Here is an 18706-nt window from a genome sequence, read left to right as displayed (position 1 = left end):
AAGCCGCTTGGCGGCACAATACGAAGGTGTCAGGAGTGTATGGGACCGTGCTTCCGCTTACGCCAGAGCGCTGGCCGGAATTCGAGGATCTGTTCGGCAAACAAGGAGCCTGCTATGGCTGCTGGTGTACGCATTTTCGCCTGCCGCCGGCCTTGCGCCGGGAAAACGACAGGCAACGCAACAAGGACCATATGCGCGCCCGCGTGGAAGCCGGGCCGCCGCCGGGACTGCTGATTTTCAACGATCGACGCGCCGATGGCTGGATGCAGATCGGCCCGCGCGCGGACGTGCCCGAGTGGAACAACAAGGGCCGCGTGACGGCACCGCTGGAGGATGCGCCGGCGGACGATCCGGCGGTCTGGGCGGTCTCATGCTTCTTCGTGCGGGCCAATGCGCGCGGAAACGGCATGACGCACAGGCTGGTGGAGGCCGGAAAGACCTTCGCGCGCGAGAACGGCGCGCGGCTGATCGAGGCCTGTCCGATGACCGAATCGAAGAGCTCCCGCTCGATCGGGCTGTTCGTCGGCTCGGCCCGCGTTTTCGCAAAGGCCGGTTTCGAGGTCGTCGCGGAGCGCAAGGCGGGGCGGCCGCTGATGCGCTTCCTTCTGTGAGGCTCCCAAGCAGCCTGTCAGGCGGAGCCTTCGTAGCCGTCGTCGCCAAGGGGCAGGGCTGCGCGGGCGCGCGCGACATCCTGCGGGGCGATGCCGCTTTGCTGCGAAAACGCCAGCAGGGTCGGCTCGTGGGCCAGGATGAACTGGAGGACGCCCGCCATGAAGCCCGGCTCCCGCGCGGCGTCGCGGACCTGCGCGGCCTCGATGCCGGTCATCGACAGAAAGCGCGGCAGGAGTTTTTCATCGCCGGCGATGAAGCCGAGGGCGGCGATGGCGATCGATTCGGCCTGGGCTTGTTCCACGTTGACGTCCCGGTCGGTTATAGGGTGCGGGCGGAATGTGCCGGAGCGGGACCTGTCGGTCAATTGAGGTTCGATAATTTCCGTTTCGTAAAACAAATTGTGCGATAAGGCCTCACGTAACGGCAACCGGCGCCCGGCCAGGCTGCCTACCTGGCGCAGGAGCAGCCGGGTTCCGGCGGGCCGGGACAAGGCCGAAGCCGGACAATGCTGGACAAGCGGGGGATCGATGCCGAAGAAGGTCATGATCGTCGAAGACAACGAGCTCAACATGAAGCTCTTCCGCGACCTGATCGAGGCCAGCGGCTATGAGACCGTGCGCACGCGCAATGGGCTGCAGGCGCTCGAGCTGGCGCGCGCCCACCGCCCCGACCTCATCCTGATGGACATACAGCTGCCGGAGGTTTCGGGGCTGGAGGTCACCAAATGGCTCAAGGAAGACGACGATCTTCATACGATCCCGGTCATTGCGGTGACGGCGTTCGCCATGAAGGGCGATGAGGAACGCATCCGGCAGGGCGGCTGCGAGGCCTACATCTCCAAGCCGATTTCGGTGCCCAGCTTCATCGAGACGATCAAATCATATCTCGGAGACGCATGATGGTGTCCGTCCGGTTGGAGCAGAGGAGTTAGCGGGGGCTATGACTGCCAGGATCCTTGTCGTCGACGACGTGCCGGCCAATCTCAAGCTGCTGGAGGCGCGGCTGCTGGCGGAGTATTACGATGTCGTGACCGCGCGCTCGGGGCCTGATGCCATCGAGATTTGCGAGGCAAGCAAGGTGGACGTGGTTCTGCTCGACATCATGATGCCGGGCATGGACGGCTTCGAGGTCTGCCGCCGGCTCAAGGCCGATCCGGCGACCACGCATATTCCGGTGGTGATGGTCACGGCGCTGGACCAGTCGGCGGACCGGGTGCGCGGGCTGGAGGCCGGCGCGGATGATTTCCTGACCAAGCCTGTCAACGACCTGCAATTGCTGACCCGCGTGAAGAGCCTTGTGCGCCTGAAGGCGCTGACCGACGAATTGCGGCTGCGCGCCTCGACGACGCGCGACATCGGCATCGAGGAACTGCTTGCCAGCAAGAGCGCGCCGGATACGGCGCCGCGTGTCCTGCTGGTCGACCAGAACGAGGCATCCGCCGGGCGGCTCGTGGGCATGCTCGACGGCCAGTTCGATCTGGCGGTCGCGGCCGACGGACCTGCGGGGCTTGCAAGGGCGGCAGAAGGCGCCTTCGAATGCGTCATCGTGGCCACCGCGCACGCCGATTACGATCCGCTGCGCCTGTGTTCGCAGCTCAGGGCGCTGGAGCACACCCGGCTGGTGCCGATCATCCTGATGGCCGACCCCGGCGAGGACGACTTCATCATTCGCGGCCTGGAGCTTGCCGTCAACGACTACATCCTCACGCCGGTCGAAAAGCAGGAACTCATCGCACGGCTGCGCACGCAGATCAGGCGCAAGCGCTACAATGACGGCCTGCGCTCCAGCGTCGCCGAGACCGTGGAAATGGCCGTGACCGACCCGCTGACGGGACTCCACAATCGGCGCTATCTGGACAGCCACCTGCACCGCCTGTTCGACCGGGCCGTGGCCCGCCGCAGGCCGTTGTCGATCATGATCACCGACATCGACCGCTTCAAGGCGATCAACGACAAATGGGGCCATGACGGCGGCGACGCCATCCTGCGCGAATTCGCCGCCCGGCTGCGGCGCAATCTGCGCGGCATCGACCTCGTCTGCCGCTATGGCGGCGAGGAGTTCGTCATCGTGATGCCGGATACGGAACTGTTCGTCGCCGAGAAGGTGGCCGAGCGCATTCGCGCCGAGATCGCCAGCGGACCGTTCGGAACGGGCGAGGGAAAGCCGGCGGTGCCCGTGACCGCCAGCCTCGGCGTGGCCGCCATGAAGCCCGAGGACAGCGTCGAGGCGCTTTTCAAGCGCGCCGACGTCGCCCTCTACGAGGCGAAGGCGGGCGGGCGCAACAAGGTCGTGGCGCCCGCGGCCTGAGGAAAGGCGCAGCCCGACACCGCTTTCCGGCCGGCCGCCGACGGGCCACGGCCTTCGTATGGTTACGTGTTTACCCTAACGTAAGCCGAATCGCTATAATGGTTAAGTAAGTGTTGATTTTCCTGCGTTATTGCGCGAGTGTCGCGGCCAAGGGAATGGGGCTCCTTGCGGATACCCATTTTGTCAATACCCCATGATGCTCAGGTCCGCCGCATCTCCTGGGTCCGTGGGGTCGGCCGGCCGGCGCTGGCGTTAAGTGGCCTCCTCGTACCGCTGCCAATCGCCGGCCGGCCCCCTTTTCCGCTCGCGACGGAAAAGGCGGGCTCCAGCCCTCATCTTGAAATCCTGATGGGCTCTGCTGCCGCTTCAGCGGGACACGCGCCAACGAAAAACGGCGCCTTGCGGCGCCGTCGGCAAATCCCAGCATTCGGGAAAGCTACTTGATCTTCGCTTCCTTGAACTCGACATGCTTGCGCACGACCGGGTCGTATTTGCGCTTGGTCATCTTCTCGGTCATCGTGCGGCTGTTCTTCTTGGCGACATAAAAGAAGCCGGTATCGGCCGTCGACAGGAGTTTGATCTTGATGGTCGTGGCCTTGGCCATGTCACTAATCCGTTTTTCGTGGTGAATGATGCGGCCCCAACCGGCAGATGCCACGGTGCTCGCTAAAAGCTCGCCGGAGACATATAGACCGGCGCTCAAAAGTCAAGCCCGCTCGGCACGGCGAAGCCGCGCCTGATCCTGAGCAAGGAGGGCGCGCCACTGTTCAAGTCAGCAGCTTGACGAACCGGTCGCCGCGCAGCGAATAGAAGGGCACGGGGCCGCCCGGGTTCAGCTCGGGGTCATGGGTAAGGCGGTACTGGAGGTCGTCGAGAATGGTTCGCGTGATGGCGGGGATTTCGGCCTGCATGGCGTCGGCGATGGGAAGCCACACGATCTCCTCCAGTTCGTCGGTCGAGCCGCCATCCGGCAGTTCGCAGGCGACGTCGTCGCGCCATGCGGCCAGGAAGCGGGTGTCGTAGCGGCGCACGCGGCCCGGCGGCGTTATGGCGCGGGCTACATAGCGCAGCCCGTCGAGCGAGGGCCGGATGCCGTTCTCGGCAAACTCGCGCCAGTGCGGACTGCGGGTCGAAAAGGGCGCGCGCACGCCGATGAGCAGGCCCGCCTCTTCGCAGGTCTCGCGGACGGCCGACATGGCGATCGCCTTGGCGCGCGCCCGGGTGATGCGGGTCGGCGCCGCCAGCTTTTCCGCAACGGCCGGGTGCAGGTCGGCGTGGACCGGGATGCGGCTGTCGGTCGGATCGGTGCGGCCGCCGGGAAAGACGAAGCGGCCCGGCATAAATGCATGGCGCATGTGGCGGCGGCCCATCAGCACGAAATGCTGGCCGCCGCGCTTGTCCAGCAGGATCAGCGTGGCGGCATCCTTGGGGCGCATCGGCTTGCCGCCGAGGGCGAAGTCCTTCGATTCGGCCTTGTCGACCTCCTTGCGGGTCAGGCCGTCCATGCGCCGCGTCATCTATCGCAGCTCTGGATGGGTTTCGGCCGTGTCGGGTTCGCCGCCGAACCCGTGCATGTGCTGGGCCCATTGCAGGCCGACCACGGCCCCCTTGACCGGGCCGATCAGCCAGAGCGACATCAAGAGCGTGACCGGAAGCCAGATCGCCAGATGCAGCCAGCTCGGCCAGTCGGTCATCGCCTCGAGGCCCATGAAGCCGCCGACGACGATGTGTCCGACCACGACGATCACGAGGTAGGCGGGCAGGTCGTCGGCGCGGTGGTGGCTGATCACCTCGCCGCACTCGTCGCAGTTTTCCACCGTCTTCAGATAGGCGCGGAAAAGCCGGCCTTGCCCGCAATGCGGACAGCGGCCGGCAAAGCCGCGCTTCATCGCCTCCCAGACGGAGCGCGTGCGGCGGCTCTTACCGCCGGCGCCGAAAACCTGCTCTTCCATCATCGTCTCCTGCCTCCGGACGAGGCCTTTGCCTTGTTGCCGCCGGCCCTTCCGCGTCCACGGCGGGCCTTGTGGAAGGACTTCGTGGAGCCGGGCAGTTTCACCGGCTCGCTCAGCATTTCAAACCGCATCGCGCCCGCGAGCGGTGCGACTTCGATCAGGCGAACCTGGACGCGGTCGCCGAGCTGAAAACCCTTGCCGCTCTTCTCGCCGATCATGGCGTGGCGGGCCTCGTCGTAGATATAGTACTCATCGCCCAGCGATGACACGGGTACAAAGCCGTCTGCGCCAAATTCCGGCAGCTGCACGAAGAGCCCGGCGCCGGCAATGCCGGCGATGCGGGCCGAAAACTCCTCGCCGGTGCGATCGGCCAGATGCTCGGCGATCAGGCGGTCGACGGTCTCGCGCTCGGCGGCCATGGCGCGGCGCTCGGTGGCGGAGATGAGGGCCGAAATTTCCTCCAGCCGCTCCTCGTCCTCCTTGCGCAACCCGTCCTTGCCGAAGCCCTGGGACGTGATCAGGGCGCGGTGAACCATGAGGTCGGCATAGCGGCGGATGGGCGAGGTGAAATGGGCGTAGCGCCGCAGATTGAGGCCGAAGTGACCGAGATTCTCCGTGGCGTAGACGGCCTGGCTCTGCGAGCGCAGCACGACCTCGTTGACGAGCTGCTCGTGGTCGGCGCCTTCGACGCGGGCGAGGATCGTGTTAAACAGGGCCGGGCGAAGCTGGGGCCCGCGTGCCAGCGAGATGTCGAGCGTGGCCAGAAACTCGCGCAGGCTCTCCTGCTTGGCGAGCGAGGGCGCGTCATGGACGCGGTAGACCAGCGGCTGGCGCGCCGTCTCCAGCGTTTCGGCGGCGCAGACATTGGCCTGAATCATGAACTCCTCGATGAGCTTGTGGGCATCGAGGCGCGGGGGGATGGTCACGCGGTCGACCGTGCCGTCCTCCTTGAGGATCAGCTTTCTTTCCGGCAGGTCGAGCTCCAGCGGCTCGCGCGCGGCGCGGCCCCGCTGGAGCACGGCATAGGCGTCCCACAGCGGCTTGAGGACGGGTTCGAGGAGCGGTCCGGTCTTGTCGTCGGGCTCGCCGTCGATCGCCGCCTGGGCCTGCTGGTAGGAAAGCCGCGCTGCCGAGCGCATCATCACCCGGTGGAAGCTGTGGCCAAGCTTGCGGCCTTGGTGGTTGAAGCGCATGCGGACGGCCAGCGCCGGCCGCGCCTCGCCCTCGCGCAGCGAGCACAGATCGTTGGAGATGCGCTCGGGCAGCATGGGTACCACCCGGTCGGGGAAATAGACGGAGTTGCCCCGCTTCAGCGCCTCGCGATCGAGGGCCGAACCTATCCGCACATAGTGCGCGACATCGGCGATGGCGACCGTGACGATGTGGCCGCCGCGATTGTCGCCGGCGGGGTCGGGCTCGGCATAGACGGCGTCGTCATGGTCCTTGGCGTCGGCAGGGTCGATGGTGAGGAGCGGCAGCTTGCGCCAGTCCTCGCGGCTTTCGAGGGTTGCCGGCTTCGCCTCCTCGGCCTCGTCGAGCACGGCCTGGGGGAAGATATGGGGTATTTCGTGAGCGTGGATGGCGATCATCGAGACCGCCTTTTCGCTCTTGAGCGAGCCGATCACCTCCAGCACCTTCGCCTGCTGAAGGCCGTGGCGGTTGCGCGACACGATCTCGGCCTCGACGAGGTCGCCGTCCTTCGCGTCGGCGCGATCCTCCTCGCTGACCTGCATTTCAGGCTGGCGGCGCTCGACCGGCTCGATGCGGAAGCCGCCGTCCTTGAGGACGCGGAAGACGCCGAGCGCGGCGCGGCGCTTGCGCTCGAAGACCTTCATGATACGGCCTGTATAGGCTGGGCCGGCCTCGTCTTCGCTCGGGAAAACGCGCGCCAGCACGCGGTCGCCAACACCGGCGGCGGGCTTGCCCGGTTTCTGGCCCGATTTCTGGCTGCGGATAGCCACCATGGGCACGGGACCGCCAATCTCGTCCTGCTCGGCCGGCCGGGCAAGCAGCCCGCCTTCGGCGTCGCGGGAGAAGATGTCGAGCACCACGACATGGGGCAGGGCACCCGGCGCCAGCACTTTTCTGCGCCGCTTCCTTATCAGTCCCTCATCCTGGAGGTCGCGCAGAATATCCTTCAGCCAGATGCGGTCGCTGCCCTTCAGACCGAAGGCCTTGGCCAGTTCGCGCTTGCCCGATTCATCGGGGTTTTCGGTGATGTACCGCAGCACATCCTCGCGCGAAGGCAGGTGCGGATTGTCGCTGCGACCGGCAGCGCCCGCATCTTGCCCGGAAGATCTGGGCTTGGAAGATTTAGAGCCGGACATCCTGCGCGCCAATCATTCGACTCCCGTCTTCGCCTTCGCTGCCGGTTTCTTGGCGGCAGCCTTCTTGGCCGGCTTCTTCGCCCTGCCGGCCTTGCCGGCGCCTCCCTTACCGGCTTTGGCGGCGATAAGTTCCAGCGCTTCTTCCCGCGTCACGTCGGCGGGATCCTTGCCCTTGGGCAGCGTGGCGTTCACCCTGCCATGGTTCACATAGGGCCCGTAACGGCCGTCGCGCACCGTAATGGCGCCGCCGTCGGGATGCTCGCCGAGATCCTTCAGCGCCGCCGGCGCGGCGCGCCCGCCGCGGCCCGGTCCCTTGGCCTTCTTGTCCGCGATCACCGACACCGCGCGGTTGAGGCCGATGGAGAAGACATCCTCGACGCTTTCAAGGTTGGCGTAGCTGCCGTCATGCAGCAGGAAGGGGCCGTAGCGGCCGATGCCGGCGGAGATCAGCTTGCCGGTTTCGGGATGCTGGCCGATATCGCGGGGCAGCGACAGCAGCGCCATGGCCTTCTCATAGTCCATGCTTTCGACGGACCAGCCCTTGGGCAGGCTCGCGCGTTTGGCCTCCTTGCCTTCTCCGCGCTGGACATAGGGGCCGAAGCGGCCCGAGCGCAGGGTGATTTCCTCCCCGGTGACGGGATCGACACCCAGCTCCTTGTTGCCGTCGAGCGCGGCATCGCCGTTCTCGCCATTGTCGCCGAGTTGGCGGGTGAAGCCGCATTCGGGATAGTTGGAGCAGCCGACGAAGGCTCCGTAGCGGCCGAGCTTCAGCGACAGGTTGCCGGTTCCGCATTTGGGACAGATGCGCGGATTGGAGCCGTCCTCGCGGGGCGGGAAGACCAGCGGCGCCAGTTCTTCGTTGAGTGCGTCCAGCACGTCGGTGACGCGCAGCTCCTTGATGTCGTCGACGGCGCCGGAAAAGTCCTTCCAGAAGTCCCTAAGCACGTCCTTCCACGAAAGCTGGCCGTCCGAGATGCGGTCGAGCTTTTCCTCGAGGCCGGCGGTGAAGTCGTACTCCACGTAGCGGCGGAAGAAGTTTTCGAGGAAGCCGGTGACGATGCGCCCCTTGGCCTGGGGCACGAGGCGGCGCCTGTCGACGGTGACATAGTCACGTTCTTCCAGCGTCTTCAGCGTCGAAGCGTAGGTGGAAGGGCGCCCGATGCCTAATTCCTCCATCTTCTTGATGAGCGAGGCTTCGGTGTAGCGTGGCGGCGGCTCCGTAGTGTGCTTGGTGACGTTGACCGCCTCGCGCGCCAGGGTCTCGCCGTCGCGGATTTCCGGCAGGCGGTTCTCGTTCTCGTCTTCCTTGTCCTCGTCCTTCACATCCGTATAGGCGGCAAGGAAGCCGTCGAAGCGGACGACGGAGCCGACGGCGCGCAGGCCGGCCTTGCGCCCGTCGCCGGCGGCTTCGATCTCGACCGTCGTGCGCTCTATCTCCGCCGGCTGCATCTGGCTGGCGATGGCGCGCTTCCAGATCATGTCATAAAGCCGGAACTGGTCAGCATCGAGATATTTGCGCACCTTGTCGGGACTGCGCGCGAAATCGGTCGGGCGGATCGCCTCGTGCGCCTCCTGGGCATTCTTCGCCTTGACGGAATAAAAGCGCGCCTTTTCGGGCAGGTAGCGCTCTCCGAAGGTGTCGGCGATCGCGGCGCGGGCCTGATCGAGCGCCTCGGGCGCCATCTGTACGCCGTCGGTACGCATATAGGTAATGAGACCGGTCGTTTCGCCGCCGATCTCGATGCCTTCATAAAGGCGCTGGGCCACCTGCATGGTGCGCGTCGCGCCGAAGCCGAGGCGGGAGGATGCCGCCTGTTGAAGGGTGGAGGTGGTGAAGGGCGGGCCGGGATTACGCCTTGTCGGCTTGGCCTCGACCGACAGGACCTTGTAGCTGGCGCCGTCGAGCATCGCCTTGATGCTGTCGGCTTCTTCCTGGCTCTTTATCGATAGTTTCTGCAGCTTCTTGCCGCCGAACTCGGTCAGCCTGGCCTCGAAGCCTTCGCCGCGCGGGGTGTCGAGCAGGGCCGCGATCTGCCAGTAATCCTCGCGGACAAAACGCTCGATCTCCAGTTCCCGGTCGCAGACCAGACGCAGCGCCACGGACTGGACGCGGCCGGCCGAGCGTGCGCCCGGCAGCTTGCGCCAGAGCACGGGGGACAGGTTGAAGCCGACGAGATAGTCGAGCGCGCGCCGGGCCAGATAGGCGTCGACGAGCGCCGCGTCGATCTCGCGCGGGGCGGCCATCGCATTGAGCACCGCCTTCTTGGTGATGGCGTTGAAGACGACGCGCCGCACCGGCTTGTCCTTGAGCGCGCGCTTCTGGCGCAGCACCTCCAGCACATGCCAGGAAATGGCCTCGCCCTCGCGGTCGGGGTCCGTCGCCAGGATGACGCCGTCGGCATCCTTGACGGCCTTGGTGATGTCGCCCAGGCGTTTGGAGGAGGGGGTATCGACCGCCCAGGACATGGCGAAATCCTCGTCGGGCCGCACGGAGCCGTCCTTGGGGGGCAAATCCCGGACATGGCCGAACGAAGCCAGGACCTTGTAATCCTTACCCAAATACTTGTTGATTGTTTTCGCCTTGGCTGGCGACTCGACGATAACGACTTCCATAATCTGGCAATACCTCGTGGGTGCCGATCTTGCCGGCACCTGTAATTCCGCCTTCCGGGACACCCGGCAGCACGTCACATGGCCGTGGATTGGCTCGCGGTCAAGGGTGCAGCGGGCAAATCGCTCGCCGGGCCGATATGCCCTTAAAAGTTGTATTGCCAAATTTTTACATTTATTTGTATATAACAGTAGCCTCATCGAAGGCTGGGTCCCAAACGAGAACGGGCTAATTCGGGAGCGGAAACAGAGGCAATGGGCAGAATGGAAGGAGGTCGCACACAATCAGCGTGAAATGGCGGGGCGACGGTGCTTCATAGGACGGGAAGCCATGGGCTTGGGCAGACGCGACCCATATCAAAGGGCGGAAACGCTCGACTATTTGCAATCCATACTGAGGCAGTTTCGGGCGATGGCCGCGGCCGAGGGCTGCGAGATGTTGGTCTACTTTCTGGAGATGGCCTATGTCGAGGCGAACGACCTGCTGCGCGAGGAGCGCGCGGCGCTCCTCGACGAGATTTCACCGCCACTAGAGGTCGCCCATCAGCAGTGAAACGGCGCCGCCCGGGTGGCGTTCGATCCGGCCGGCCAGGTCCAGTTCCAGGATCGCCAGGAAGACCTGCGCCGGCGCCAGGCCCGTGTGGGCGATGATCTCATCGACATGGATGGGGGTGGGCCCCAGCGCCTCGAGGATGCGTTGGCGTTCGTCGTCGCCAGGCGGCTCCGCCATTTCGAGGCCCGACGGCTCCTCCATGTCGAGGGTGGGCTGTAGCTCGCGCCCGATCAGCGGCGCAATGGCGTCCGAGACGTCGGCCGCTTCGGTGACGAGGATCGCGCCGTCCTTCAAAAGCCTGTTGGTCCCGGCCGAGCGCGGATCGAGCGGCGAGCCGGGAATGGCGAAGACGAGCCTGCCCATCTCATTGGCGAGGCGGGCGCTGATGAGCGAGCCCGAGCGGGTGGCCGCCTCCACGACCAGAAGGCCATAGGCAACGCCCGCGACGATGCGGTTGCGGCGTGGGAAATCGCGGGCCCGCGGGGTCCAACCGAACGGCATTTCCGTCAGGACCACGCCACGCTCGGCGATCTCCGTGTGGAGCCCGTCGTTTTCCGGCGGGTAGGGGCGGTCCAGGCCGCCGGCAAGCACCGCCACCGTTCCCGTGTCGAGCGCTCCGCCATGGGCAGCCGCATCGATGCCGCGCGCAAGGCCGGATGCGATCACATAACCTTGGCGGCCAAGCTCCGCCGAGAGCCGGGCGGCCATCTTGGCGCCGGCCAGTGAAGCGTTGCGGGCGCCCACGATGGCGATCATGGGATTGCGCAGAAGGTCGAGATTGCCGCGCGCCGCGATCAATGGCGGCGGATGGTCCACGCGCATCAGGAGAGGCGGATAGCAGGGTTCGCCGATGGCGATGAAATCGGCGCCCATGCGGGCGGCCGCTTCCAACTCGGCATCGATCATATCCTCTGAGGCGAGCCTGATGCCGGCGGCGCCGCCGCGGCGGGCCAGATCGGGCAATGCTTCCAGCGCCTTTCCAGCGGAACCGAACCGGTTGATGAGATCGCGGAAGGTCGCGGGGCCGACATTTTCCGTGCGGATGAGACGAAGCCAGGCGCGGCGCTGCCCGTCGTCAAGGCGGCGGCCGGTCTGGCCGCTCATCCCTTGGCACCGATTTGCGTCTCCTTACCCGTCATAAGCCGCACGATATTGGCCCGGTGCTTGATGAAAACGAGCAGGCTGAGCAGGAGGAAAAGCTGGGCGATCTGCACGAAGCCCAGAAAATAGAGAGTGGCGGGCACGCATATGGCAGCCAACAGTGCGGCCAGCGAGGAAAAGCGCGTGATCGCCGCGGTGCTCAGCCAGACGATCGCGAAGACAAGCGCGCCCTGCCAGGCCAGGCCAACAAGGATGCCGAGATAGGTGGCGACGCCCTTGCCGCCCTTGAAACCCAGCCAGATGGGAAAAAGGTGGCCGAGGAATGCGCCGAGCCCCGCCGCCACGGCCTGATCCGGACCGTACATGCCGGCGAGCAGCACCGCCGCCGTGCCTTTCAGCGCGTCGAGCAGCAATGTGAGGGCAGCGAGCTTTCGGTTGCCGGTGCGCAACACGTTGGTGGCGCCGATATTTCCGGAGCCGATCTTGCGCACGTCGCCCAGCCCGGCCATGCGGGTAAGGATGAGGCCAAACGGAATGGAGCCCAGCAGGTAGCCGAACAGCAACGCGCCGATGAGATAGGGCAGGGCGATCTGCCAGCTGATCGGGTCCGGCATGGTCGGTATGTTCCTCCCAGTTCAGGTGGAAAACACTGTGCGGCCCGCAACCAGCGTTTTCAATACCCGGCCCTGCATGCGCGCGCCTTCGAAACAGGTATTTTTCGAGAGCGAGCGGATATCGGCCTCGCGCACCAGCCACGGCGCGTCCAGATCGACCAGGATAAGGTCCGCCGGTGCCCCGGGGGCAAGCGTGCCTCCGGGCAGGCCGAAGCGCCTTGCCGGCGCCGTGGACAGGGCCTCGACCAGCCGAAGCAGCGGCACGTCGCCGGAATGGTGGAGCCTGAGCGCGGCCGAAAGCAGCGTCTCCAGGCCGATGGCGCCGGCGGCGGCCTCGGCGAAGGGCAGCCGCTTCGTGTCGACGTCCTGCGGGTCGTGGCTGGAGACGATCATGTCGAGCGTGCCGTCGCGCAGGGCCTCGACCATGGCCAGCCGGTCCTCCTCGGCGCGCAGGGGCGGCGACAGGCGGAAGAAGGTTCGGTATTCGCCGACGTCGTTCTCGTTCAGGCTCAGATGGTTGATGCTCACCCCGGCCGTCACCGAATGGCCTTCCTGCTTGGCGCGCCCGATGGCGGCGGCGGACATGGCGGTCGAGATTTCGGCGGCGTGATAGTGCCCGCCGGTCAGGGCCGCCAGCATGAGGTCGCGCGACAGCGGCATGGCCTCGGCTTCACGCGGGATGCCGGGCAGGCCGAGCCAGCTTGCCAGAAGGCCCTCGTTCATGACGCCCGAGGAGGCAAGTTCGGGATCCTGGGTGCTGTGGCAGACCACAAGATCCATGTCGCGCGCATAGGTGAGGGCGCGGCGCATGGTGAGCGCGCTGGCGATGGTGTGGCGGCCGTCTGCGAGCGCGACCGCGCCGGCATCGCGCAGCAGGCCGAACTCGCTCAGCTCGCGTCCGGCCAGATCCTTGGTGATGGCGGCGGCGGGAAATACGTTGACGCTCGCCGTCTCGCGCGCGGTGCGCAGCACGAACTCGACCAGCGCGACGTCGTCGATGACCGGCTGGGTGTCTGGCATCATGATGATTGAGGTGACGCCGCCGGCGGCGGCGGCCCGGCTGGCCGAGGCGATGGTCTCGCGGTGCTCGGCGCCGGGCTCGCCGATGAAGACGCGCGCGTCCACCAGCCCGGGCAGGATCGCCGCGCCGCGGCAGTCGACGATCTTGGCGCCCTCCGGGGCGCCCTGATTGTGGGCGGACGCCCCCGATGCGGCGATCTTGCCGCCGACAACGAGAACGCTCCCCGCCTCGTCGAGGCCGCGCGAGGGATCGAGGATGCGCGCGTTCTGGAAGAGCGTGGCGCTCATGCCGGCGCCTGCGAGCCGTTGCGGCGCGGGTCGAGGAGGGCGTCCATGACGGCCATGCGGACTGCCACGCCCATCTCCACCTGTTCCTGGATGACGCTTTGCGGGCCGTCCGCCACTTCCGAGGCGATCTCGACGCCGCGGTTCATCGGGCCGGGATGCATGACAAGGGCGTCTTCCTTCGCCAGTTTGAGCTTTTGCCCGTCAAGGCCGAAATAGCGGAAATATTCGCGGACCGACGGCACGAAACTGCCGGCCATGCGCTCGCGCTGGAGCCGCAGCATCATCACGACGTCGGCGCCCTTCAGCGCGTCCTCCATGCGGGTGAAGACCTCGACCCCCATGCGTTCGATGCCGGAAGGAAGGAGCGTGGAAGGCGCGGCGACCCGCACCCGCGCGCCCATCGCGTTGAGCAGCACGATGTTGGAACGGGCGACGCGCGAATGCAGCACGTCGCCGCAGATCGTCACCGTCAGCCCGCCGATCCGGCCCCGGGCCCGGCGGATGGTCAGGGCGTCGAGGAGCGCCTGGGTCGGGTGCTCGTGGGCGCCGTCGCCGGCATTGACCACCGAGCAGCCGACCTTCTGGGCCAGCAGGGCCGCGGCGCCGGCGGCCGCGTGGCGGATGATGAGGATGTCCGGCCGCATCGCATTGAGCGTGACCGCCGTGTCGAGCAGGGTTTCGCCCTTCTTGGTCGAGGAACTGGCCACCGACATGTTCATGACGTCGGCGCCCATGCGCTTTCCGGCCAATTCGAAGGATGACTGCGTGCGGGTGGAGGCCTCGTAGAAGAGGTTGATCTGGGTGCGGCCGCGCAGGCGCGCCGACTTCTTTTCCGGTTGCCGCGAGATGGCGACCGCCTCGTCGGCACGGTCCAGAAGCATCTCTATGTCGAGAGGGGACAGGCCCTTGATGCCAAGCAGGTGGCGATGGGGATAAACGGGAAACGGGGGCGTGTCTGTCATCTCAAGAGGGTGCTATAGGCGGGTGGGGCGCTTGCCGCAAGCGACAGATTATGCTGTGCGCGTGTTCTCCCCGCCATTTTCAATGGCTAAGAAACATGCGGTAGCTTGTGCTAGGCTGCCGCGACCCGGTCAGGAATTACAGGACGTTTGGCGTGAATCACGAAGTGACAAATCAGCCGCCCCCTCTAAGCGGCAGCAATGCCTGGCGCTCGGACCCGCTGGCCGTGGAGGCTTGCGAAGGCTTTTCCGAGCCGGTGCGCAAGGAGCTGGAGGTTCTCGGCCGCTTCGTGCGCACGCCCGAAGCGCTCGACCTCGCGCGGCTTGCCAACGAGCAGCCGCCCGTGCTCAGGACCCACGACCGCTACGGGCGCCGGGCCGACGTCGTGGACTACCATCCGGCCTATCAGGCCCTGATGCGGCGCTCGGTGGGGGCGGGGCTCCATTGCTCGGTGTGGGAAGACAATGCCGACGAAAAGGGCCTTCGGCACCAGGTTCGCGCCGCGCGGTTTTACCTGACCGGGCAGCTCGAATCGGGCCATCTGTGCCCGCTCACCATGACCAGCGCCTCGCTCGCCGCACTGATGAACGCGCCCGACCTTTTCAAGGTATGGGCACCGCGCATCGTCTCGCGCAAATACGACCATTCCAACCGGCCGGTCAGCCAGAAGCAGGGCATCACGCTCGGCATGGGCATGACCGAGAAGCAGGGCGGCACCGATGTGCGCGCCAACACCACGACCGCCGAGCCCGCCGGAAACAATCTGTACCGGCTGAACGGCCACAAATGGTTCATGTCCGCGCCCATGAGCGATGCCTTCCTGGTGCTTGCTCAGGCCAAGGAAGGGCTTAGCTGCTTCCTTCTGCCCCGTCTGCGCGACGACGGGACGAGCAACGGGCTGCGTTTTCAGCGGCTGAAGGACAAGCTCGGCAACCGGTCGAACGCTTCATCCGAGGTCGAGTTCGACAATGCCTTTGCCTATCTCGTCGGCGAGGCCGGCGCGGGCATCCGCACCATCATGGACATGGTCACGCTGACGCGGCTCGATTGCGCGCTCGGCTCAGCCGGCCTGATGCGGGCGAGCCTGGCGGAAGCGGTGCACCACGCGCGCCACCGCAAGGTATTCGGCAAGACATTGATCCAACAGCCGCTGATGCTGCGCGTGCTGGCAGACGTGGCTCTCGATGTCGCCGGGGCCACCGCGCTCTCGTTCCGGCTGGCGCGCTCCTTCGACGAGGCCGCCGGCAACCGCGCCGAGGCGGCATTCGCCCGCGCGATGACGCCGGTGGTCAAATACTGGGTCTGCAAGATGGCGCCTTCCGTCACCTATGAGGCGATGGAGTGCCTTGGCGGCAACGGCTATGTGGAGGAAACGCCGCTGGCCCGCCACTATCGCGAAGCTCCGGTCAACGCGATCTGGGAAGGCTCGGGCAACGTCATGGCGCTGGACGTCCTGCGCGTCGTCTCGCGAAGCGCGGGCCTTTTCGACGAGGTCCTGGCCGGCATCCACCGGGATCTGGGGGAAAAGGGCAAGGGAACGGTCGATGTCCTGCAGGCGGCAATCAGCGTTTGCCAGAGCGACGAAGGCTCGGCGCGGATCCTGACGGAGCAGCTTGCCCTGGCGGCGGCGGCGGCCGAACTGCGGCGCCTGGGGGCGGGGCAGGTGGCGGACGCCTTCGTGGAAACGCGGCTCGCCGGACAGTGGCGCGGCACCTACGGCATGCTGGACGCCCGCCATGACGCCTCGGCGATCATAGAGATGCTTTATCCCCAAGCGGTGTGACGGCGACGTCTTCCTCTCAAGCCGCGTGGGCGCGGCAGGCGGATTCGTGAACGGGCATTAACCTTAACAAAGAGTAACCGTTGCGCCGGGACCGCGCGGGGGCCAGTCTCCGACTCGAAACGGACGGGACCATGGCGCGCATCATTTCACTGCTCATATCGGTTTACTGGACGGCGTATTTCGCCCTCCAGGCGGGTGCGCACCTGAACGGCATTCACGTGGCGGGCTTCCGGGTGTCCGCGGGCGGGAAGGCGGCGGCCTGGCAGTTGCCGCTCGACCTTTCCCTCTGCCTGCTCGCGGGCCTGGTCAGCACGCTGTTCCTGTGGCTGTTCGCCAACTTACTTTCCGACGGCGTCCGCTCTCAGGCCAACTGGCAGATCGCGCGGCTGGCGTTCGCGGGCGCCCTTGGCGTGTCCATCATCGGCCTTCTCGTGCCCAATGCGACGGGGACCGGCGGCATGGCGCTCGCCGCGCTCATTGCGTGCTACATGGCGTTCCAGATCGAGGCGCTGCTCGATGACGGAGAGGCTGACAGTGCCCATGAGGGCGAGGGGCAGGGCGTCGCGCGGCTGGTTGCACTGGGCGCTGCGCGTGATTCGATCCTGCTGCGCACCGCAATTCCCAAGGACTACTGGCCCAAAGGCGGAGACAACTGATGCGGTATATCCTGCTGTTCTGGGTGTTGCCGATGGGCGGTTTCTGGGCCTGGTTCCTGCTTTCGTACCACGACATCAATTTCGGCCTGGCCATGTTCAGCCGGCGCGCGCACGATTTCGCCTTCGGGTTCTACGGCGACATTCTGGGCATCGACCCGGCCACCATCGGGCCGCTGGTGGCGCGCGCCTGCGTCGTCGACACGCTGATCCTGCTGGCGATCTTTGCCTTTCGCCGCCGGCGCGAGATCCGCGCATGGCTGGCGGAACGGGGCTATGGCCGCCGCGCCGACGTCGCGCGCAACGTCTGAAGGCGGTCGAGCGCACCCTGCAGGATGAAGGCGGCGGCAGCCGAATCGATGCGGCCGGCCCGCTTGGCCCGCGACACATCCATCTCGATGAGCGTCCGCTCGGCGGCCACGGTGGAAAGCCTTTCGTCCCAGAAGACGAAAGGAAGCTCGCAAAGCCGCTCCATGTTGCGCACGAAGGCGCGGGTGGATTGGGCGCGGGGTCCTTCCGTGCCGTCCATATTTATGGGCAGACCGATGATCACCGCGGCGACCTTCTCCTTCGTCAGGGCGCGAAGCAGCGCTTCGGCGTCCTGCGTGAACTTCTTGCGCATGATCACGGGGCGGGGCGAGGCGAAACGCTGGCCGAGGTCGGAAACGGCCAGGCCGATGGTCTTCGTGCCCAGATCGAGGCCGCCGAGCGGCTGGCCTGGTTGCGCCATCCCCGCGAGTTCTTCCATGGAAATCAGCGCCACCGGCCCAGCCTTTCTTTGACACATCCGCCACGGGTTCTATCTTCCCTGCGCGCAACAATCGAGGAGTGTTCGATATGAAACTCACCTGGTACGGCCATTCCTGTTTCCGCATCGAGGCGGGCGGCGCGACGATCATCATCGACCCGTTTCTCACCGGCAATCCCGCCTGGGACGGCGGCTGGGAAGGACCGGCGGACGGCGTGACCCATGTGCTCCTGACCCATGGGCACAACGATCATGTGGGCGATGCCCTCGACATACTGAAGAAAACCGGCGCCATGCTGGTCGCCAATTTCGAGATATGCATGCATCTGGTCGGCCAGGGCGTCGGCGAGGGCAAGATCAATCCCGGCAATCACGGCGGCACGGTCGATTGCGGCGGCTTCACCACCACCTTCGTCAATGCCCTGCATTCTTCGTCCTTCGGCATGGATGGCGGCAAGAACGTCTATCTGGGCAATCCGGCCGGGTTGGTCCTGCACTTCCCCGACGACAAGACGCTCTATCATATGGGCGATACCGACATTTTCGGGGACATGGCGCTGATTCAGGAACTGCATCAGCCGGAAATCGGCCTGGTGCCGGTGGGCGACCGCTTCACGATGGGCGGGGCCGTGGCGGCACTGGCCTGCCGGCGCTATTTCAAGTTCCAGACGGTCGTTCCCTGCCACTATGCCTCCTTCCCCATCGTCGACCAGTCGGCCGACAAATTCGTCGAGGGAATGAAAGGCAGCGACACGCAGGTCCTCGTTCCGGAAAAGGGCGAGGCGACGGAGATCTGAGAGCGTGTTTTTACGCGCCGCGTGTTGCGCGGGCCGCCGGGCACGACTATAGCCCGGTGGCATTGTTTCAGTGACAGGAAGATCACCATGTCCGTCGATATCGATACCGTTAAGCGCGTCGCCCGGCTGGCCAGGATCGCCGTCGACGACGAGGCGGCGCGCCGGATGAGCGGCGAACTCAACGCGATCTTGGGCTTTGTCGAGCAATTGAGCGAAGTCGATGTCGGGAATGTCGAGCCAATGACTTCGGTCATCCCGACCCATATCCGCATGCGGGAAGACAAGGTGACCGATGGCGGAAAGGCGGACGATGTCGTCGCCAATGCCCCGCAGACGGTGGACAATTTCTTTCTGGTTCCCAAGGTCGTGGAGTAGCGCACC

The 18706-nt window shown here is 65.9% G+C and carries 20 protein-coding genes; 9 read left to right on the top strand and 11 right to left on the bottom strand.

The genetic code is table 11. From position 1 onward, the window contains the following. Positions 1-35 precede the first annotated feature (35 nt). The gene (locus NTH_RS01365; RefSeq protein WP_338528320.1) at positions 36-611 is read left to right on the top strand and encodes a GNAT family N-acetyltransferase; all 576 of its coding nucleotides are present in this window, start codon (positions 36-38) and stop codon (positions 609-611) included. A 17-nt stretch (positions 612-628) separates the two neighbouring features. Here NTH_RS01365 and NTH_RS01360 read toward each other — a convergent pair whose 3' ends face one another. Beyond that, on the bottom strand, positions 629-913 hold the full coding sequence (locus tag NTH_RS01360; RefSeq protein ID WP_338531767.1) for a DUF3572 domain-containing protein: 285 nt from the start codon (positions 911-913) through the stop codon (positions 629-631). A gap of 226 nt (positions 914-1139) precedes the next feature. Here NTH_RS01360 and NTH_RS01355 point away from each other — a divergent pair, with 226 nt between their 5' ends. Then, entirely contained in the window at positions 1140-1511 is a 372-nt protein-coding gene (locus NTH_RS01355; RefSeq protein WP_338528319.1) for a response regulator, read from the top strand. Positions 1512-1551: 40 nt separating this feature from the next. Beyond that, entirely contained in the window at positions 1552-2919 is a 1368-nt protein-coding gene (locus NTH_RS01350) for a PleD family two-component system response regulator (RefSeq protein ID WP_338528318.1), read from the top strand. Positions 2920-3355: 436 nt separating this feature from the next. Here the strand turns inward: NTH_RS01350 and rpmG are convergent, their stop codons facing one another. From rpmG to topA, 5 genes are all read right to left on the bottom strand, one after another. Then, positions 3356-3523 carry a 50S ribosomal protein L33 gene (gene rpmG / locus NTH_RS01345; protein WP_338528317.1) on the bottom strand — a complete coding sequence of 56 codons (168 nt, stop codon included), beginning with the start codon at positions 3521-3523 and terminating at the stop codon, positions 3356-3358. A 163-nt stretch (positions 3524-3686) separates the two neighbouring features. Further along, on the bottom strand, positions 3687-4424 hold the full coding sequence (locus NTH_RS01340; RefSeq protein ID WP_338531766.1) for an NUDIX hydrolase: 738 nt from the start codon (positions 4422-4424) through the stop codon (positions 3687-3689). A 12-nt stretch (positions 4425-4436) separates the two neighbouring features. Next, positions 4437-4871, bottom strand: coding sequence for a DUF983 domain-containing protein (locus NTH_RS01335; protein ID WP_338528316.1), 435 nt, complete (start codon positions 4869-4871; stop codon positions 4437-4439). Continuing rightward, on the bottom strand, positions 4871-7210 hold the full coding sequence (rnr, locus tag NTH_RS01330) for a ribonuclease R (protein WP_338528315.1): 2340 nt from the start codon (positions 7208-7210) through the stop codon (positions 4871-4873). Before rnr ends, NTH_RS01335 begins: the two co-directional genes overlap by 1 nt. Next, on the bottom strand, positions 7211-9811 hold the full coding sequence (topA, locus tag NTH_RS01325) for a type I DNA topoisomerase (protein ID WP_338528314.1): 2601 nt from the start codon (positions 9809-9811) through the stop codon (positions 7211-7213). It abuts the gene before it with no gap. Between the two features lie 328 nt (positions 9812-10139). Between topA and NTH_RS01320 the strand changes: the two genes are divergently transcribed. Then, positions 10140-10361: a hypothetical protein gene (locus NTH_RS01320; RefSeq protein WP_338528313.1), complete on the top strand. Its 222-nt coding sequence runs from the start codon at positions 10140-10142 to the stop codon at positions 10359-10361. Here the strand turns inward: NTH_RS01320 and dprA are convergent. From dprA to NTH_RS01300, 4 genes are read right to left on the bottom strand one after another with little or no spacing between them, the layout of a single operon-like run. Further along, positions 10338-11465 (bottom strand): DNA-processing protein DprA, encoded by a 1128-nt coding sequence (gene dprA / locus NTH_RS01315; RefSeq protein WP_338528312.1) that lies wholly within the window; start codon positions 11463-11465, stop codon positions 10338-10340. The two genes, NTH_RS01320 and dprA, sit on opposite strands and share 24 nt — an antisense overlap. After that, the gene (gene plsY / locus NTH_RS01310; RefSeq protein ID WP_338528311.1) at positions 11462-12076 is read right to left on the bottom strand and encodes a glycerol-3-phosphate 1-O-acyltransferase PlsY; all 615 of its coding nucleotides are present in this window, start codon (positions 12074-12076) and stop codon (positions 11462-11464) included. The genes dprA and plsY overlap by 4 nt, the downstream gene beginning before the upstream one ends. 21 nt (positions 12077-12097) lie before the next feature. After that, positions 12098-13384: a dihydroorotase gene (locus NTH_RS01305; protein WP_338528310.1), complete on the bottom strand. Its 1287-nt coding sequence runs from the start codon at positions 13382-13384 to the stop codon at positions 12098-12100. Beyond that, a complete protein-coding gene (locus NTH_RS01300) occupies positions 13381-14346 on the bottom strand; it encodes an aspartate carbamoyltransferase catalytic subunit (protein WP_338528309.1) in 966 nt (321 codons plus the stop codon). Before NTH_RS01300 ends, NTH_RS01305 begins: the two co-directional genes overlap by 4 nt. Before the next feature lie 152 nt (positions 14347-14498). Between NTH_RS01300 and NTH_RS01295 the strand changes: the two genes are divergently transcribed. The 3 genes from NTH_RS01295 to NTH_RS01285 all read left to right on the top strand — a co-directional run bounded on the left by NTH_RS01295 (position 14499) and on the right by NTH_RS01285 (position 17091). Continuing rightward, the gene (locus NTH_RS01295) at positions 14499-16127 is read left to right on the top strand and encodes an acyl-CoA dehydrogenase family protein (protein WP_338528308.1); all 1629 of its coding nucleotides are present in this window, start codon (positions 14499-14501) and stop codon (positions 16125-16127) included. 131 nt (positions 16128-16258) lie between these two features. Beyond that, positions 16259-16783, top strand: coding sequence for a hypothetical protein (locus NTH_RS01290; RefSeq protein ID WP_338528307.1), 525 nt, complete (start codon positions 16259-16261; stop codon positions 16781-16783). Continuing rightward, positions 16783-17091, top strand: a complete 309-nt coding sequence (locus tag NTH_RS01285) for a DUF6105 family protein (protein ID WP_338528306.1) — start codon at positions 16783-16785, stop codon at positions 17089-17091. Before NTH_RS01290 ends, NTH_RS01285 begins: the two co-directional genes overlap by 1 nt. Here NTH_RS01285 and ruvX read toward each other — a convergent pair. After that, a complete protein-coding gene (gene ruvX / locus NTH_RS01280) occupies positions 17055-17528 on the bottom strand; it encodes a Holliday junction resolvase RuvX (protein ID WP_422392419.1) in 474 nt (157 codons plus the stop codon). The two genes, NTH_RS01285 and ruvX, sit on opposite strands and share 37 nt — an antisense overlap. Positions 17529-17617: 89 nt before the next feature. On the opposite strand from ruvX, the gene NTH_RS01275 reads away from it, so the two are divergent. Together NTH_RS01275 and gatC are read left to right on the top strand one after the other, a co-directional pair. Further along, the gene (locus NTH_RS01275) at positions 17618-18325 is read left to right on the top strand and encodes a metal-dependent hydrolase (protein WP_338528304.1); all 708 of its coding nucleotides are present in this window, start codon (positions 17618-17620) and stop codon (positions 18323-18325) included. 87 nt (positions 18326-18412) lie between these two features. Next, positions 18413-18700 (top strand): Asp-tRNA(Asn)/Glu-tRNA(Gln) amidotransferase subunit GatC, encoded by a 288-nt coding sequence (gene gatC / locus NTH_RS01270; RefSeq protein ID WP_338528303.1) that lies wholly within the window; start codon positions 18413-18415, stop codon positions 18698-18700. Positions 18701-18706 lie beyond the last annotated feature (6 nt).

It is taken from the genome of Nitratireductor thuwali (assembly GCF_036621415.1).
Classification (GTDB): Bacteria; Pseudomonadota; Alphaproteobacteria; order Rhizobiales; family Rhizobiaceae; genus Chelativorans; species Chelativorans thuwali.
This window is presented reverse-complemented; position numbering and strand designations above follow the sequence as displayed.

Coding starts and splice junctions, on each gene's coding strand:
- NTH_RS01355 (WP_338528319.1), top strand. CDS start 1,140: ATGCCGAAGAAGGTCATGATCGTCGAAGACAACGAGCTCAACATGAAG.
- NTH_RS01350 (WP_338528318.1), top strand. CDS start 1,552: ATGACTGCCAGGATCCTTGTCGTCGACGACGTGCCGGCCAATCTCAAG.
- rpmG (WP_338528317.1), bottom strand. CDS start 3,523: ATGGCCAAGGCCACGACCATCAAGATCAAACTCCTGTCGACGGCCGAT.
- NTH_RS01340 (WP_338531766.1), bottom strand. CDS start 4,424: ATGGACGGCCTGACCCGCAAGGAGGTCGACAAGGCCGAATCGAAGGAC.
- NTH_RS01335 (WP_338528316.1), bottom strand. CDS start 4,871: ATGGAAGAGCAGGTTTTCGGCGCCGGCGGTAAGAGCCGCCGCACGCGC.
- topA (WP_338528314.1), bottom strand. CDS start 9,811: ATGGAAGTCGTTATCGTCGAGTCGCCAGCCAAGGCGAAAACAATCAAC.
- NTH_RS01320 (WP_338528313.1), top strand. CDS start 10,140: ATGGGCTTGGGCAGACGCGACCCATATCAAAGGGCGGAAACGCTCGAC.
- dprA (WP_338528312.1), bottom strand. CDS start 11,465: ATGAGCGGCCAGACCGGCCGCCGCCTTGACGACGGGCAGCGCCGCGCC.
- plsY (WP_338528311.1), bottom strand. CDS start 12,076: ATGCCGGACCCGATCAGCTGGCAGATCGCCCTGCCCTATCTCATCGGC.
- NTH_RS01305 (WP_338528310.1), bottom strand. CDS start 13,384: ATGAGCGCCACGCTCTTCCAGAACGCGCGCATCCTCGATCCCTCGCGC.
- NTH_RS01300 (WP_338528309.1), bottom strand. CDS start 14,346: ATGACAGACACGCCCCCGTTTCCCGTTTATCCCCATCGCCACCTGCTT.
- NTH_RS01290 (WP_338528307.1), top strand. CDS start 16,259: ATGGCGCGCATCATTTCACTGCTCATATCGGTTTACTGGACGGCGTAT.
- NTH_RS01285 (WP_338528306.1), top strand. CDS start 16,783: ATGCGGTATATCCTGCTGTTCTGGGTGTTGCCGATGGGCGGTTTCTGG.
- ruvX (WP_422392419.1), bottom strand. CDS start 17,528: ATGGAAGAACTCGCGGGGATGGCGCAACCAGGCCAGCCGCTCGGCGGC.
- NTH_RS01275 (WP_338528304.1), top strand. CDS start 17,618: ATGAAACTCACCTGGTACGGCCATTCCTGTTTCCGCATCGAGGCGGGC.
- gatC (WP_338528303.1), top strand. CDS start 18,413: ATGTCCGTCGATATCGATACCGTTAAGCGCGTCGCCCGGCTGGCCAGG.